Origin of the sequence: Streptomyces sp. NPDC002467, from assembly GCF_042889825.1 — a bacterium.
GTDB lineage: Bacteria > Actinomycetota > Actinomycetes > Streptomycetales > Streptomycetaceae > Streptomyces.
In genome coordinates this window covers 101,709-116,773 of sequence record NZ_JBIARJ010000011.1, presented here as the reverse complement: position 1 = coordinate 116,773, position 15,065 = coordinate 101,709, and the positions used below count along the sequence as shown (strand labels likewise).

12 protein-coding genes and 1 pseudogene are annotated in these 15,065 nt (G+C 71.4%); 8 read left to right on the top strand and 5 right to left on the bottom strand.

Annotated elements, in window-relative coordinates; translation table 11 throughout:
• The first annotated feature begins 17 nt into the window (after positions 1-17).
• Positions 18-1,802 (top strand): GMC oxidoreductase, encoded by a 1,785-nt coding sequence (locus tag ACFYYJ_RS23075; RefSeq protein ID WP_385365283.1) that lies wholly within the window; start codon positions 18-20, stop codon positions 1,800-1,802.
• 14 nt (positions 1,803-1,816) lie between these two features.
• Here the strand turns inward: ACFYYJ_RS23075 and ACFYYJ_RS23070 are convergent, their stop codons facing one another.
• From ACFYYJ_RS23070 to ACFYYJ_RS23060, 3 genes and pseudogenes are all read right to left on the bottom strand, one after another.
• On the bottom strand, positions 1,817-3,367 hold the full coding sequence (locus tag ACFYYJ_RS23070; protein WP_389134978.1) for a hypothetical protein: 1,551 nt from the start codon (positions 3,365-3,367) through the stop codon (positions 1,817-1,819).
• Positions 3,368-3,863: 496 nt separating this feature from the next.
• The gene (locus ACFYYJ_RS23065; RefSeq protein WP_384751311.1) at positions 3,864-4,127 is read right to left on the bottom strand and encodes a chorismate mutase; all 264 of its coding nucleotides are present in this window, start codon (positions 4,125-4,127) and stop codon (positions 3,864-3,866) included.
• 261 nt (positions 4,128-4,388) lie between these two features.
• Positions 4,389-5,581 (bottom strand): annotated as a pseudogene (locus tag ACFYYJ_RS23060) (RNA-guided endonuclease InsQ/TnpB family protein).
• Between the two features lie 268 nt (positions 5,582-5,849).
• Between ACFYYJ_RS23060 and guaA the strand changes: the two are divergent.
• The 4 genes from guaA to ACFYYJ_RS23040 all read left to right on the top strand — a co-directional run bounded on the left by guaA (position 5,850) and on the right by ACFYYJ_RS23040 (position 10,242).
• The gene (gene guaA, locus ACFYYJ_RS23055) at positions 5,850-7,436 is read left to right on the top strand and encodes a glutamine-hydrolyzing GMP synthase (protein ID WP_385367139.1); all 1,587 of its coding nucleotides are present in this window, start codon (positions 5,850-5,852) and stop codon (positions 7,434-7,436) included.
• A gap of 142 nt (positions 7,437-7,578) precedes the next feature.
• The gene (locus tag ACFYYJ_RS23050; RefSeq protein WP_389134974.1) at positions 7,579-8,340 is read left to right on the top strand and encodes a class II aldolase/adducin family protein; all 762 of its coding nucleotides are present in this window, start codon (positions 7,579-7,581) and stop codon (positions 8,338-8,340) included.
• A gap of 117 nt (positions 8,341-8,457) precedes the next feature.
• Positions 8,458-9,711 (top strand): hypothetical protein, encoded by a 1,254-nt coding sequence (locus ACFYYJ_RS23045; protein WP_385364801.1) that lies wholly within the window; start codon positions 8,458-8,460, stop codon positions 9,709-9,711.
• 18 nt (positions 9,712-9,729) lie between these two features.
• Positions 9,730-10,242 carry a DoxX family protein gene (locus tag ACFYYJ_RS23040; protein WP_385364798.1) on the top strand — a complete coding sequence of 171 codons (513 nt, stop codon included), beginning with the start codon at positions 9,730-9,732 and terminating at the stop codon, positions 10,240-10,242.
• Here the strand turns inward: ACFYYJ_RS23040 and ACFYYJ_RS23035 are convergent.
• Both ACFYYJ_RS23035 and ACFYYJ_RS23030 read right to left on the bottom strand, forming a co-directional pair.
• Positions 10,188-10,412, bottom strand: coding sequence for a hypothetical protein (locus ACFYYJ_RS23035; RefSeq protein WP_384584671.1), 225 nt, complete (start codon positions 10,410-10,412; stop codon positions 10,188-10,190). The genes ACFYYJ_RS23040 and ACFYYJ_RS23035 overlap by 55 nt on opposite strands.
• Entirely contained in the window at positions 10,399-11,700 is a 1,302-nt protein-coding gene (locus ACFYYJ_RS23030; RefSeq protein WP_385364796.1) for a PspC domain-containing protein, read from the bottom strand. The genes ACFYYJ_RS23035 and ACFYYJ_RS23030 overlap by 14 nt, the downstream gene beginning before the upstream one ends.
• A gap of 131 nt (positions 11,701-11,831) precedes the next feature.
• On the opposite strand from ACFYYJ_RS23030, the gene ACFYYJ_RS23025 reads away from it, so the two are divergent.
• From ACFYYJ_RS23025 to ACFYYJ_RS23015, 3 genes are all read left to right on the top strand, one after another.
• The gene (locus ACFYYJ_RS23025; RefSeq protein WP_385128647.1) at positions 11,832-13,121 is read left to right on the top strand and encodes a PspC domain-containing protein; all 1,290 of its coding nucleotides are present in this window, start codon (positions 11,832-11,834) and stop codon (positions 13,119-13,121) included.
• Positions 13,118-13,807, top strand: a complete 690-nt coding sequence (locus ACFYYJ_RS23020; protein WP_385128646.1) for a LuxR C-terminal-related transcriptional regulator — start codon at positions 13,118-13,120, stop codon at positions 13,805-13,807. Before ACFYYJ_RS23025 ends, ACFYYJ_RS23020 begins: the two co-directional genes overlap by 4 nt.
• A gap of 117 nt (positions 13,808-13,924) precedes the next feature.
• Positions 13,925-15,037 (top strand): alpha/beta hydrolase, encoded by a 1,113-nt coding sequence (locus tag ACFYYJ_RS23015; protein WP_389134969.1) that lies wholly within the window; start codon positions 13,925-13,927, stop codon positions 15,035-15,037.
• Positions 15,038-15,065: the final 28 nt, after the last annotated feature.

The window sequence follows — 15,065 nt, the reverse complement described above, 5'->3', positions numbered from 1 at the left end:
GGCCAAGGAGCAGCACCGTGTCTGAATCTGAGTCGTACGACTACGACGTCATCGTCATCGGATCGGGCTTCGGGGGGTCGGTCTCGGCACTGCGCCTCACCGAGAAGGGCTACCGCGTCGGCGTCCTGGAGGCAGGACGCCGCTTCACCCGCGAGAGCCTGCCCAGGAACAGCTGGGACCTGCGCAACTACCTGTGGGCCCCGGCCCTCGGGCTGTACGGGATCCAGCGCATCCACCTGCTCGGCAACGTGATGGTGCTCGCGGGCGCCGGTGTGGGCGGTGGCTCGCTCAACTACGCCAACACCCTCTATGTGCCGCCCACGGCCTTCTTCGAGGACCGCCAGTGGGCGTCCATCACCGACTGGCGCGAGGAACTCGCCCCGTACTACGACCAGGCCAAGCGGATGCTCGGGGTGCGGCTGAACCCGACGACGACCCCCTCCGACGTCCACCTCAAGGCGGCCGCCGAGAAGATGGGCGTCGGGGACTCCTTCCACATGGCGCCCGTCGGCGTCTTCTTCGGCGACGGCGACGACGCCGAAGGACAGCGGAAGGTCCGCCCCGGGGACGAGGTCGCCGACCCCTACTTCGGCGGCGCCGGCCCCTCCCGCAAGGCCTGCACCGAATGCGGCGAGTGCATGACCGGCTGCCGGCACGGCGCGAAGAACACCCTGAACGAGAACTACCTGCACCTCGCCGAACGCGCCGGCGCCGTCATCCACCCCATGACGACGGTCACCGCGCTCTCCGACCACCCGGAAGGCGGCTACCGCGTCCGCACCGTCCCCACCGACGGCCGGCGCAAGGGAAGGGCGAGCGTGCTGCGCGCCCGGTACGTGGTCGTCGCGGCCGGCACCTACGGCACCCAGACCCTGCTGCACACGATGAAGGACCGCGGCGAGCTGCCGCACCTCTCGGACCGGCTCGGCGACCTGACCCGCACCAACTCCGAGGGCCTGGTCGGCGCGCAGACCGACGACCGCCGCTACCGCAGGCGGCACGGGAACGAGCGGCGCGCCGACTTCACCCGCGGCGTGGCGATCACCTCGTCCGTGCACCCCAACGCCGATACGCACATCGAGCCCGTCCGCTACGGCAAGGGCTCCAACGCGATGGGGTTCATGACCGTCCTCCAGGTCCCCTACGCCAAGCACCGGGTCCGCGCCTGGTTCGCCCGCACCGCCCGCCACCCCGTGCAACTGGCGCGTTCCCTGTCCAACCGGCGCTGGTCGGAGCGGACCATCATCGGCCTGGTCATGCAGTCGCTCGACAACTCCCTGACCACCTACCGCAAGCCCCGTGGCATCGGGAAGGGGCTGCTCACCGCCCGGCAGGGGCACGGTGCCCCGAACCCGGTGCAGATCGCGGAGGCCACGCAGGCCGCGACCCTGCTCGCCGAGGAGATCAACGGCTTCCCCGGCAGCAACATCGGCGAGCTGATGGGGACCCCGCTGACCGCGCACTTCCTCGGCGGCTGCCCGATCGGCGCCTCCGCCGAGGAGGGCGTGGTGGACCCGTACCACCGGCTCTACGGGCACCCGGGCATCTCCGTGGTGGACGGCGCGGCCGTCTCCGCGAACCTCGGGGTCAACCCGTCGCTCACGATCACCGCGCAGGCGGAACGGGCGATGTCGTACTGGCCGAACAACGGGGAGCGGGACCGGCGCCCCGAACAGGGCGCGGACTACGTACGCCTCGCCGCGGTCGAGCCGGTGCGCCCGGCGGTCCCGAAGGAGGCCTTCGGCGCACTGCGGCTGCCGTTCCTGGCGGTCCCGGAGGTCCCGCCGAAGCGGGACCTCTGAGACGACCGGCGCCGTTACGCGTGGTTGCCGCGGCGGCGCCGGAACACGACGAACAGCACGGTGCCCGCGGCGAGGACGGCGGCCGCCCCGACGGCGGTCGCCAGCGCGGAGCTGCCGGTGGAGGCCAGACCGCCGGAGGCCGCGGTGGCCGAGGCGGAGGCGGAGGCCGTCGGCGTGGCCGTGCCGCTCGGGGTGGCCGTGCCGGTCGGCGTGGCCGACGTCGTCGCGGTGGGCGACGGGGACGGGCTGGTGTTCTTGGGGTTCAGGACGATGGCGGCCTTGTTGTTCGAGTGGTCCGGGTCCCACTTCTCGGGTTGGGTGCCGCCCTGGTTCGAGCCCACCTTGATGGAGCCCTTGGCGTCAGGGATGACCTCGTCGACCCGCAGCTCGAAGGTGCGGAGGACCTTCTCGTCCTCCAGCATCGAGATCCCGCCGCTGCAGAAGTACTCCTTGTTGTTCTGGTACTTCTCGGTGCAACCCTCGGGAACCTTGGTGACGGTCGTTCCGGGCGGCATCCTGACGTCGCCCGAGACGGCCGACTCGCGGAGGTCCATGGTGACCGCTGCCGGGCCGCGGTTGTGGAAGCCGACGTCCAGCTTGACCGTGTCACCGGCCTTCGCCGTGGCGGTGGCGCCGATGGCGGCGAAGTCGGCGGTGTTCGGGACGGACCACTGGGAGTCCCAGGACGGGTCTTCGTAGACGCCCCCGGGGGCGGTGCGCGGCTTGAGCGTCAGCTTCTTGCCGGTGTTCGGCCGGGTGTGTCCCTGGGGGGCCTTCGGCGCTTCGTTCACCCGGAAGACCTGGAGGTCCAGGCGCTCGTTCATGGCCCGCCCGTTGGCCTTCACGGTGAGGGGCTCGGCCGGCTCGTAGGCCTTGCCGCCCTCGATGGGGCCCTCGAAGGTGCAGGTGATCAGGGTGACGCCCTTGCCGAGGTTCTGGGTTTCGGCGGGTCCGTACGTGCAGTTGTCGTACTTCTCCAGGAGGTCGGTGCCCCGGCGGACGTGCATCCGGACGACGGCGCCGTCCGTCGCGATCCGGCCGGTGTTCTTGAACGAGAGCGGGATCCTGCCCTGGTCGCCGATCGCCTTGATGGCCGGCATGCGCGCCTGCGCGTCCAGGGCGAGCTTGGGCCCGCCGACCTGGACGGGGACCTTGTACGGGGTGAAGGTGGCGCCCTCGGTCTTCGCGGTGACGGCCAGCTCGCCCAGGTCGCCCACCTTGGAGCCCTTGCGGGCCGTGAGCTTCAGATCGAGGTTGGACTCCGGCGTGACACAGGTGAGGGTGGTCGCCGCGGAGGTGCACTTCTCGTTTTCCACGGAGGCGAAGGCGGCGATCTCGCTCGTGTCGATCGTGAAGGTGACGGGCTTGCCCTGCCAAGAGGGGCTGCTGAAGTAGCCCACGGTGAGCAGGCTGCCCATCACCTCCCCCGACTCCGTCACCGGGGGCAGGGACACGGACGCGGGGTAGCTCCCGAGGGGGTACACGGGGTCCGCCGCGCCGGCCGGTGCGGCCAGGCCGAGCGGGATCAGGGCGGCTGCCGCCAGCAAGGTCAACTTCTTCTTCATGGGGTGCCAGACCGGCCAACTCCCCGCACAGTTGCGCCCTTTGTCCTGTGACGGCCGACACAGGCGACAACCGGATGGCCGGGCGGGTACCGCGCTCCCCCTCCGAGCGCGGTAACCACCGCGGTACATGAGTGACAGGTGGTCAGCACGGATGGTTGTACCGGAATCCGTCCTGCCGGGCTGTGGCGTCCATCACGTGGTGAAGCGCGCGGCGGCGGAAACGAAAGAACGGCCGGTCCGGGGCGTCCCCCGAACCGGCCGTCTTTTGTGGGGTGACCGGGCTGCTGTCCCCTGCCGCCCGGTCACACGAAGGAGCGAGGTCCCATGACGGGCGCTCCACGGGGCGCCCGTCTCATCGCTCCGGCGGAGCCACGCGTGGTGTCGCGGTCCCGCACCTGGCCGGTGCGGACAACCTCACCAACGAGGTCCCCCGGGGGCCGTCACGGTCCGGACGGGTGAAGAACGGGCGTCGGCGCCCGTCGCCCGTCGCCCGCCGTCACACCCGGCCGCGGCACAGCTCCAGCAGCGTCATGGCGAGGGCGGTGCCGGGCTTGCCGAGGGCGTCGCTCCAATGGGAGAGCACCTCCATCTCGCGTGACAGGTGCACGCGCCGGCCGCCGGAGGAGATCCGGGCGTCCTGGATCACCGTCGAGACGGCCATCCGCTCCTGGATCAGACCGATGATCCGGTCGTCGATCGCGTCGATGCGGACACGGGAGTCGGCGATCAGCTGCTCGGGCGTGGTGGTGATCGTGGTCATGGTCTTCTCTCCTGTCGGGTGTGGCCCGCAGGTCCGGAGAAGCGCAGAGCGCCCCGGTCCTGTCGGACCGGGGCGCTCTGGGAAGTCAGTGGCTCAGGCGAGCATCACGATGACCCATGGCGACCGGACCGGCCGGTGCCATAGGTAAAGAGGAAGCTCAGCTGCTTGCGCACGGAAGGGATTATTGCCTTTCGTGCGCCTCCGGGCCAAGCAGGTTCGGATGTTGAGATCCTCCCCTTCGCGAACGAGGGGATTCCTACCTCACGCTGCCCGACGGACCGGCGGTCCGTCGGGTCTTCCACGATCGGCGGTAGCCGGGGTGAGACCAGCCCGGACGAGCATCACGAGTGCGGAGTTCTTGTCCCGAGGGGAGACGGCTCCGCACGCGGTGCACGTGTATGTGCGTTCCGACAGCGGAAGTGCGTGCTTGGTTCTCGCTCCGCACTGTCCGCAGTCCCTGGTGGTGTGTGCCGGGTGCACGAGCCGGAGGGCCCGGCCGTGCTTGCGGGCCATGTTGATCAGCTCGCGCTTGGTGGCCGAGATCGCGGCGTCCGCCGCCTTGCGGGCCATGGTCGACTTGGCGAGGAACTTCGGTCGGAAGTCCTCCACCGCGAGCTGGTCGAAGTCCTCCACGACCTTCTTGGCCCACTTGCGGGCGGTGTCCTGGCGCTGGCGGGCGATCTTCTTGTGTGCTTTCGCGGCCTGCCACTTCGCCTTGCGGTAGCCCTTGGAGGGGGCCTGCCCTCGCTTCGGTCTCCGGCGGGCCATCATCCGCTGGTAGCCGGCCAGTTTCCCTGCAGCCTTCTTCCCGTATCCGGCGTAAGGGAGATCATGAGAGTCGCTGGTCGTGGTTGCGGTCTCCTTCACACCCCAGTCGATACCGATCACCGCACCGGTCTGAGGCAGTGCCCTGACCTCTGCTTGGACGACGAAGGACGCGTACCAGTGGCCGAGGCCGTCACGGTAGATGCGGACACTGGAGGGCGATCAGGGCAGCCGGCGCGACCACACCACCGGAAGCTCTACACCGCCCGCCAGGTGCAGGCGTCCATTCCTCACCCGGAAGCCGTTCCGGGTGTAGTTGAGCGTCGGGTCCGCTCGGTCTCTTTTTTGAAGAGGGGCATCCCTGCGCGCTGTCGCACCGGCAACCGGGCCTTGATGTCCTTCACTGCCTTGGCGCGCGCCTTGGCGAAGTCCCGGATGGTCTGTTGTTGCGGCACACTGCCACCCTGGCGCAGCCACTCGTGCTTGCCGCGCCAGCCGGTCAGCAACTTGTCCAGCGCTGCCGGTCCGCACTTCTTCCCGGCCCTGTGCGCGGCCCGCGATTCGGCCACGCACTGGTTCCACACCCAGCGACACCGGTCCCACTCCATCAGCAGAGCCGACAAGGCGGTGGGCGACACGCGCAGTCGGTAGGTGTACCGGGCGTACCCGGCCTCCCCCACTCTCCCCATGCCGCCAACGTAGGGCTGCAGCCCGTAGTTTTCTCCGAAAGCCCGACGGCCCACACGAACGAGTGACCGACCGCACTGCCTCCGGGCTCCTGCCCTGAAAGCCGGCTTACCGGCAGTCGGACGTGCTCACCGTCGGTGCCTGCCGTGCCGCCGGGCCGGCCATGGGGCGCTGCCGTGGCCTCTGACTCGGATGGTGAGACGAAGAGGAGGTTACGTCCCCCGTTAGAATCGACAAATACAACCACCTCTTCCGCCGGAAGGCCGCCCCGTGCCAGAAGCACCCTCCGCCGCCCACGACAGCGCCCCGGACACGGTTCTCGTCGTCGACTTCGGCGCCCAGTACGCCCAGCTCATCGCCCGCCGCGTCCGCGAGGCACGGGTCTACAGCGAGATCGTGCCGAGTTCGATGCCCGTCGACGAGATGCTGGCCAAGAACCCCAAGGCGATCATCCTCTCCGGCGGCCCGTCCTCCGTGTACGAAGAGGGCGCGCCGCAGCTCGACCGCGCGATCTTCGAGGCCGGGATCCCCGTCTTCGGCATGTGCTACGGCTTCCAGCTGATGGCGACCACCCTGGGCGGGAAGGTCGACAACACGGGCGCCCGCGAGTACGGCCGCACCCCGCTGGCCGTCTCCAAGGCAGGCTCCACCCTCTTCGAGGGCACCCCGGAGAACCAGTCGGTGTGGATGTCCCACGGCGACGCCTGCTCCGCCGCCCCCGAGGGCTTCACCGTCACCGCGTCCACGAACGTCGTCCCCGTCGCGGCCTTCGAGAACGACGAGAAGAAGCTGTACGGCGTGCAGTACCACCCCGAGGTGATGCACTCCACGCACGGCCAGCAGGTCCTGGAGCACTTCCTCTACCGCGGCGCCGGCCTGGAGCCCAGCTGGACCACCGGCAACATCGTCGAGGAGCAGATCGCGGCCATCAAGGCGCAGGTCGGCGACAAGCGCGCCATCTGCGGCCTCTCCGGCGGCGTGGACTCCGCGGTCGCCGCGGCCCTCGTCCAGAAGGCCATCGGCTCGCAGCTGACCTGCGTCTACGTCGACCACGGTCTGATGCGCAAGGGTGAGACCGAGCAGGTCGAGAAGGACTTCGTCGCCGCCACGGGCGTGCAGCTGAAGGTCGTCGACGCGCAGGAGCGCTTCCTGAACGCGCTCGCCGGCGTCTCCGACCCGGAGACCAAGCGCAAGATCATCGGCCGCGAGTTCATCCGCGTCTTCGAGCAGGCCCAGCTGGAGATCCTCCAGGAGGACGGCCCGGCGGTGGCCTTCCTGGTCCAGGGCACCCTGTACCCGGACGTCGTCGAGTCCGGCGGCGGCACCGGCACCGCGAACATCAAGTCCCACCACAACGTGGGCGGCCTCCCCGACGACATCGAGTTCGAGCTCGTCGAGCCGCTGCGCCAGCTGTTCAAGGACGAGGTCCGGATGGTCGGCCAGGAGCTCGGCCTGCCCGACGAGATCGTCCAGCGCCAGCCCTTCCCCGGCCCCGGCCTCGGCATCCGCATCGTCGGCGAGGTCACCAAGGAGCGCCTGGACCTGCTGCGCGAGGCCGACGCCATCGCCCGCCACGAGCTGACCGCGGCCGGCCTGGACCGCGAGATCTGGCAGTGTCCGGTCGTGCTGCTGGCCGATGTCCGCAGCGTCGGCGTGCAGGGCGACGGCCGTACCTACGGTCACCCGATCGTCCTGCGCCCCGTCTCCTCCGAGGATGCGATGACCGCGGACTGGACGCGCATGCCGTACGAGGTGCTCGCCCGGATCTCCACCCGCATCACCAACGAGGTGCCGGAGGTCAACCGCGTGGTCCTCGACTGCACGAGCAAGCCCCCGGGCACCATCGAGTGGGAGTAGGGGCCCCCGCCCCGTACGACGGCGCCGCCGTTCAGCCCGGCTGAGCGGCGGCGCCGTCGTTTCCCGGCCGGGCCGCGGCTCTGGTCTCCTTCGCCCGCCGCGGGTACCTTGCGCCGCGAGTCGAGCCGTCGAAGGAGCGCCCATGCAGGACCAGCCCGTACCCGTGCCCCTGGAGCGGCTCGCCTACGAGATGCCGCCCCGGTTCGCCACGGCCGACGAGGAGCGCGCGCACCGCAAGGAACGGCTCGCCGAGGCGCTGCGGCTGCTGGCGCGGCTAGGCCACGGGGGCGGGATCGGCGGGCAGATCACCGCCCGGGACCCGGAGTTCGACGACTGCTACTGGGTGAATCCCTTCGGGCGGGCCTTCGCCGGCCTCACCGCCGACGACCTGCTGCTGGTCGACGGGGACGGGCGGGTCCTCCAGGGCGGGCGCCGGGTCAACGAGCTTGCCTTCGCCGTGCACGCCGCCGTCCACCGCGCGCGCCCCGGCGCCGTGGCCGTGGTGCGCGTGCGGGCCCCGTACGGCCGCGCTCTCGCGGCGCTGGGCGAACTGCTGGCCCCGATCACCGAGGAGGCCTGTGCCTTCTACGAGGACCACGCGCTGCTGGACGAGTTCACCGGGGTGGAGGAGCCGGGCCGGATCGCGCAGGCCCTGGGCCCGTACAAGGCGCTGATCCTGCGCAACCGGGGGCTGCTGACGGTCGGGGACTCGGTGGACGCGGCGGTCTGGTGGTTCATCGAGGCGGAGCGGGCGGCGCAGGTGCAGCTGACCGCCCGGGCCGCCGGGAAGCCGGTGCCCGTCGACCACCGCGCGGCGGTCGCGACGCGCGAGCGGTTCGGGTCCGATCTGGCCGCCTGGGTGAGCTACCAACCCCTCAGGGAAGCGGTGGCGTCAACATCATGAACCGTTAATCACCTGCTCTGACATCGTGCGCAATCCGGAACACTGCCCCAGTGGTGCACAATTCGCTGGCATTGCACCGTAGTTCAGAGAGGCGGCACGCACGTGGCTGTCCAAGAGATGTCCGAGATGTCCCGCGGGGTTGCCCACACGGCCGCCTGTGCCTGCGACGAGTGCGCACGTGAGGGTCACCGCCGCGCGGTCGCCGCGTTCCTGGAGAAGCGCGACGAGTTCGCCTCCGGCCACGGGGTGCCGGCCGCCGTGGCGCACTCCCTCGGAGCCTCCCGCCAGTGGGTCTCCGACGAGCTGACCCTGTCGGCCCGCGCCGCGGCGGACCGGGGCCGGGAGGCCGGGAACTCCTGGCTGTACCTGTTCTCCCGGCGGGCCGTCCTCGCCGTGTGGATCGCCGCCGGGGTCCTGCTGGTGGTCCAGGTCGGCACCGCGCTCGGCACCGGCTGGTCCACCGCCCGCACCGCCGGACTCCTGGCCGCCCTGGTGCTCGCCGGGCTGCTCACGGTCGCGGCACGCGCCCAGTCGGTGCGCGGCGGGCTGCTGGCCCCGCTGGTCGGCGAGGACAACCGGCTGTCCACCTCGAAGGCGGCGGCGAGCGCCTGGGTCGTGCTGACGGCCTTCGCGACCCTGTTGCCCGCGCTCCGGCTCGCGGCCTCCTCGCCGGGCCCGGAGCGCCAGGCACTCTATGCGGGGCTCGCGCTGGACCGGGCGCTGCCGCTGCTGGCGGTGGTGTCGCTGACCTCGGCGGTGGCGGTGCTGGTGCGCCGGGTGGTGTCCGTACGGATCATGGGCCAACGGCTGCAGAAGCTCCCCGCGGACCGGCCGCGCGGGGTGGACCTGCTGACGGACGACGCGGGCCGCGGGAGCTTCCCGGACGCGCAGTACGTGCTGGTCTCCACGGTCGTGCTGGCCTACGCGGCGGTGTCCCTGGCCCGCTTCCCCGAACGGCTCCCGCAACTGCCGTGGGCGCTGGCGCTGCTGGTGGCGCTGTCGGCCGCGGTGTACCTGGCGGCGAAGTACGCGGAGGGCAGCCGCCCCCTCGTCCTGTCGGTGGTCCGCAGACGCGAGCCCGGGGACCTGGACGCGGCGGTCCGCCCCGGGGACGACATCGAGATCCGGGGGGTGGGATTCGTGCCGCCCGGAGCGCAGACGCCGGAGATGCTGGCCCGGCTCGTGGTGCGGATCGGCGCGATCCACGTGCACGTGCCGCTGGTTCCCGTGGCGGGCGGGTTCACCAATCCCTCCGACGCGGTGCTGACCGTACCGGTGCCCGCCGAAGTGGAGCCGGGCCGGATCGACATCCAGGTCATCACGGCCGCAGGAGTGGAATCCAACCGCTGCGTCATCGACGTGGCCGAATGATCGGGGTAGACATGACGGGTGACCACAACCGGAATTGACGCCCCGTCCAGAGCGGAGGGGCTGCGTTTCGCCCCCCTCGCCTCCCGCCACGCCCTGCTGCCCCTGCGGATCTTCCTCGGGGTGACCTTCGTCTACGCGGGGCTCGACAAGCTGACCGACTCCGCCTTCCTGTCCGCCACCGGCACGGGATCCATCGGCGACCTGATGCACGGGGTGCGCGACACCGCCGCGATCCCCGCCATGGTGGACATGGCGCTGAACGCCCCCGTCGCCTTCGCCGTGGCCATCGCCGTGGGGGAGCTGCTCGTCGGCCTCGGGGTGCTGGCCGGCCTGCTGACCAGGATCGCCGCCGCCGGCGGAGCGCTGATCTCGCTCAGCCTGTGGCTGACGGTGTCGTGGGCGGTGACCCCGTACTACTACGGCAACGACCTGATCTACCTGATGGCCTGGACCCCGCTGATCCTCGCCGGGGCGCCCTACCTGTCGCTGGACTCCGTGATCCGGTCGCGCCGGTCCCTGCGCACGGCGTAGGTCACCATCCCCACGAGGGCGGCGAGGCAGAGCCCGCCGAAGGCCATGGGGACGACCAGGAACCACGGCACGTCGGCCTCGCCCGCCGCGTCGAGCAGGTACATCACTCCCGCGGTCAGCAGCACGATCCCCGCGAGGAGCCGTCCGGGCTGGAACTCATGACGCGGCACGGGCCACCTCCACCTGTCCGACACCCGCGTGCAGGTGCAGATCGATCGTCCCGCCGGCCTGGGCGCCGGCGGTGGGTGCGAGCGTCTGCGTCTGGGTTTCGCCGCCGCTCTTGATGCGTACGTCCTGGCTCGTCTCCCCGGGCATGTGGATGTCGCCGAGCTTGACCGACACGTCGGTCCGCGCGGTGACCTCCCGGGGCACGATCACCTTCAGCCGCCCCGCGTCGAGGGACGCGCGGACCGAGACGGTGGTGCCCTTCGGGACGTCCAACCGGCTCAGGTCCAGGGTGGCGAGCCCGGTGCCCGCCTCGTACACGGGTCGTACGTCGGCCACGGACGCGGGCCGCCACTCCACCTGCTCGAAGTCGGTGCCGATCTCGGGCGGCAGCGCCGACGCGCCCGCCAGCAGCCCGGCCGTCACCAGACCCAGCAGGACGGTGCCGAAGCCCGTGCGGCCCTTGACCGAGCTGACCGCCAGGCCCAGGCCGAAGACGGCCAGCGCCGCGGCGAGCCCGATCTCCAGGGCGTGGCCCAGCGTGCTGCCCCGCCACACGGAGGCGGCACCGACGATGCCCGCCAGCAGGGCCAGTACGAAGATCCGCCCGCCGATCCCGCCGCTCGGGCGGGCCGGTTCCGGGGCGGGCTTCTCGGGCGACCGCGGAACCGTGCCGCCGCCCGGCTCCGCCTCCTCGGCGTCCGCGGGACCCCACAGGTACCCGGTGGACCCGACGGGACCGGTGGTGCCGTCCTTGACCAGCGGGTCCCGCCACCACGACGGGCTGCCGGGGACCGGCGGGGCCTGCGTCTCGGGCGGGGCCGGGGAGTGCGCGGCAGGGGTCTCGGCCTCCGGCGCCTGGGCCCGGCGCCGCTGCGACCAGTACGAGGCACCGCCCAGTGCGAGGATCACGAGGATCGAGAAGACCGCGAGCCCGCCGTTGTCCAGCATCGACAGGAACAGCGCACAGCCCACCAGGGCCGCGAACAGCGCCGCCAGCGTGGTGCCCTCGACCCGGCCGGTCAGCAGCTTCTTCGCCTCGCTCTCCTCCTCGCCCTCCTGCGGGAGCATCAGCCACGCGAAGCCGTAGAAGATCAGGCCGACGCCCCCGGTGACGGTGAGGACGCCCAGGACGATCCGGAAGACCACCGGATCCAGGTCGAAGTACCGGCCCAGGCCGCCGCACACGCCCGCGAGGACCTTGTCGCGCCGGCTGCGACGGAGGGGCGGCCGGGCGTCGGGAGGCTGAGGAGCCCCGGCACCGGCCGGAGGGGCGTCGTGTACTTCGGTCATGCGTCCATGGTGACGGGCCCGGACCGCCCCGGGCATCCGGCCCAACCCTGGCGCAACCCTGATATCCCCCCGGTCGGAATGGGGGGATGCCCTGATGCCCGGCCGCCCGCGCGCGTGTGACCCTTGGTGACATGCCCGTAGCCGCCGCTCCCCACCCCGTGCCCGACACCGACGAGGCGCCGCCGCGCAAGCTCTACCGCAGCGCCGACGGCCGGATGCTCGGCGGAGTCGCACGCGGTCTCGCCGGGCACCTGGGCCTGCCCGTGATCTGGGTCCGCCTCGCCTTCCTCGGCCTGTTCATGTTCGGGGACGGCCTCGGCGTGCTGCTGTACGGCGCGTTCTGGGTCGTCGTACCACTCGGCGTCGGCGGCCGCTCCGCGAACCGGTCCTTCTTCGAGACCCTCACCGACGGCAGCCGTCACCTCCGCCGGCCCGACAAGGGGCAGGTCCTCGCGCTGATAGCCCTCTTCGTCGGCGTGTGGATCTTCATCGCGAAGCTCCAGGTCGGCGGCTCCTCCGGCCGCTACGTGTGGCCGACGTTGCTCGTCGGCGCGGGCGTGGTCCTCGTCTGGCGGCAGGCCGACAACGCGCGGCGCGACCACTGGGGCGATGCCTCCGGGCGTCGCGGCCGGCTGTTCCAGGTCGCCCGGGCCCTCGCCGGAGTCGCCCTCGTCGGCGTGGGCCTGACCGTCTTCATCGTCGTACGGGGCTCCGCCGCGCAGCTCGGCAACGTGCTCACCGCCACCCTCGCCGTCCTCATCGGCGTCGCCCTGCTCGCCGGGCCCTGGCTGATCCGCATGACCCAGGACCTCTCCGAGGAACGCCTGATGCGCATCCGCGCCCAGGAACGCGCCGAGGTCGCCGCCCACGTCCACGACTCCGTGCTGCACACCCTCACCCTGATCCAGCGCAACGCGGAGGACGTCGGCGAAGTGCGCCGTCTCGCCCGGGCCCAGGAGCGGGAGCTGCGGAACTGGCTGTACAAGCCCGAGGGCACCGGAAAGGACGAGGCGGAGGAGCCGGCCACCCTCGCGGAGGCCGTGAAGAAGACCGCCGCCGAGGTGGAGGACCACCACGGGGTGCCCATCGAGGTCGTCGTCGTCGGCGACTGCCCGCTCGACGAGAAGCTCGGCGCACAGATCCAGGCCGCGCGCGAGGCGATGGTCAACGCCGCCAAGTACGGTGGCGAGGGCGGCCCGGTACAGGTGTACGCCGAAGTGGAGGGGCAGACCGTGTTCGTGTCCGTACGGGACCGGGGGCCGGGCTTCGACATGGACGCGGTACCGGACGACCGCATGGGCGTACGAGAATCGATCATCGGCCGGATGCAGCGCAACGGCGGGACCGCACGGCTGCGGTCCGCGCCCGACGGCGGCACGGAAGTCGAGCTGGAGATGGAGAGGGCGGCGAAGGCGGCATGACCGAGGACAGCGCTGAGAAGGAGACCCGCAGGGTCCGGGTGGTACTCGTCGACGACCACCGGATGTTCCGCGCGGGCGTACAGGCGGAGATCGGCGAGACCGACCGGACGGGGGTCGAGGTCGTCGGCGAGGCGGCCGACGTCGACCAGGCCGTCACCGTCATCACCGCCACCCGCCCCGAGGTGGTCCTGCTCGACGTGCACCTGCCCGGCGGCGGCGGGGTCGAGGTGCTGCGGCGCTGCGCCCCGCTGATGGCGGCGGCGGAGAACCCGGTGCGCTTCCTGGCGCTGTCGGTGTCCGACGCGGCCGAGGACGTCATCGGGGTCATCCGCGGCGGCGCCCGCGGGTACGTCACCAAGACCATCACCGGCACCGAACTGGTGAGCTCGGTCTTCCGCGTGCAGGACGGGGACGCGGTGTTCTCGCCGCGGCTGGCGGGCTTCGTGCTCGACGCCTTCGCCTCGACGGACGCCCCGCCGATCGACGAGGACCTGGACCGTCTGACGCAGCGCGAGCGCGAGGTGCTGCGGCTGATCGCGCGCGGGTACGCGTACAAGGAGATCGCCAAGCAGCTGTTCATCTCGGTGAAGACGGTCGAATCGCACGTCTCGGCGGTGCTCAGGAAGCTCCAGCTGTCCAACCGTCACGAACTGACCCGCTGGGCCACCGCGCGCCGCCTCGTCTGACGCCTGACCTGCGGGTGAACCGTCGGTGACACCCCGGGGCCGGGCCCCGGGGTGTGATCCACGACGCAGTCGGCGAGGGCAACCGGACCGCCTCGCGCCGCCCTCTTGGGTGGCGTGATGAGCCTGACGGGGACCCCCTTCTTCGTGACGGCGATCGTGCTCACCGCGATCGCCGTCGTCCTTCCGCTGGCCTTGTGGAGCAAGGTGCGCGGCCCCGCCGCCGTGCGGGTGGCGACCCGTGCGCTGATGGTGGTGTTCGCCCAGGTCACCGCCGTCGCCGTGGTGTTCGTCGCGGTGAACCGGGCGGAGAACTTCTACGCCTCCTGGGGCGACCTGTTCGGCACCGGCAAGTACGTCCAGGCCGCCCCCGACCTCGGCCCGGACGGGCTCGGCGGGAAGAAGGCCGAGGAGGTCAAGCAGGCCCCGAAGGTGCACCAGGACTTCCAGCCGGTGGAGGGCCTCGGCGGGCGGGTCAAGAAGACCGAACTCGACGGGAAGATATCCGGCGTCAAGGGCGACGTCATGGTGTGGCTGCCGCCGCAGTACGACGAGCCGGCCTTCAAGGACAAGAAGTTCCCCGTGGTCGAGCTGATCCCCGGCATCCCCGGTACGGGCAAGTCCTGGTTCCAGGGGCTCCACGCCCACGAGGTGCTCGAACCGCTCATGAAGAGCGGCAAGGTGCAGCCGTTCATCCTCGTCTCGCCGCGCGCCATGCTCGTCGGCAACGGCGACACCGGCTGCGCCAACATCCCCGGCAAGGTCAACGCCGACAGCTGGTTCAGCGTCGACGTCCGCAAGATGGTCGTCGACAACTTCCGGACCTCGGAGGACCCCAGGCACTGGGGCGTGGCCGGGTACTCGGCGGGCGCCTACTGCGCGGCCAAGCTCGCGATCGCCCACCCCGACCGCTACAGCGCGGCCGTCTCCCTCTCCGGCTACAACGACCCGGGCCAGGAGCCCTCCTCGCTGGTCGCCCAGGACCCGGAGCTGCGCCGCACGCACAACCTCAAGGCCGTGCTCCAGGCGGCGCCCAAGCCGCCGGCGGTCTCGCTGTGGCTGTCGGGGGCCGAACAGGACGGCTACCTGTCCGGCATGGACCTCAAGGGGCTGGCGAAGGCGCCGACGGTGGTGCACGCGGAGAAGGTGGTCGGCGGCCACAACCTCGAAGCGTGGTCCAAGCAGTTGCCGCAGACCTTCGGCTGGCTGAGCGGCGTGGTCAAGGCTCCCTAGCGGCTTCCCCGGGCGGGCCGCGCGGGCT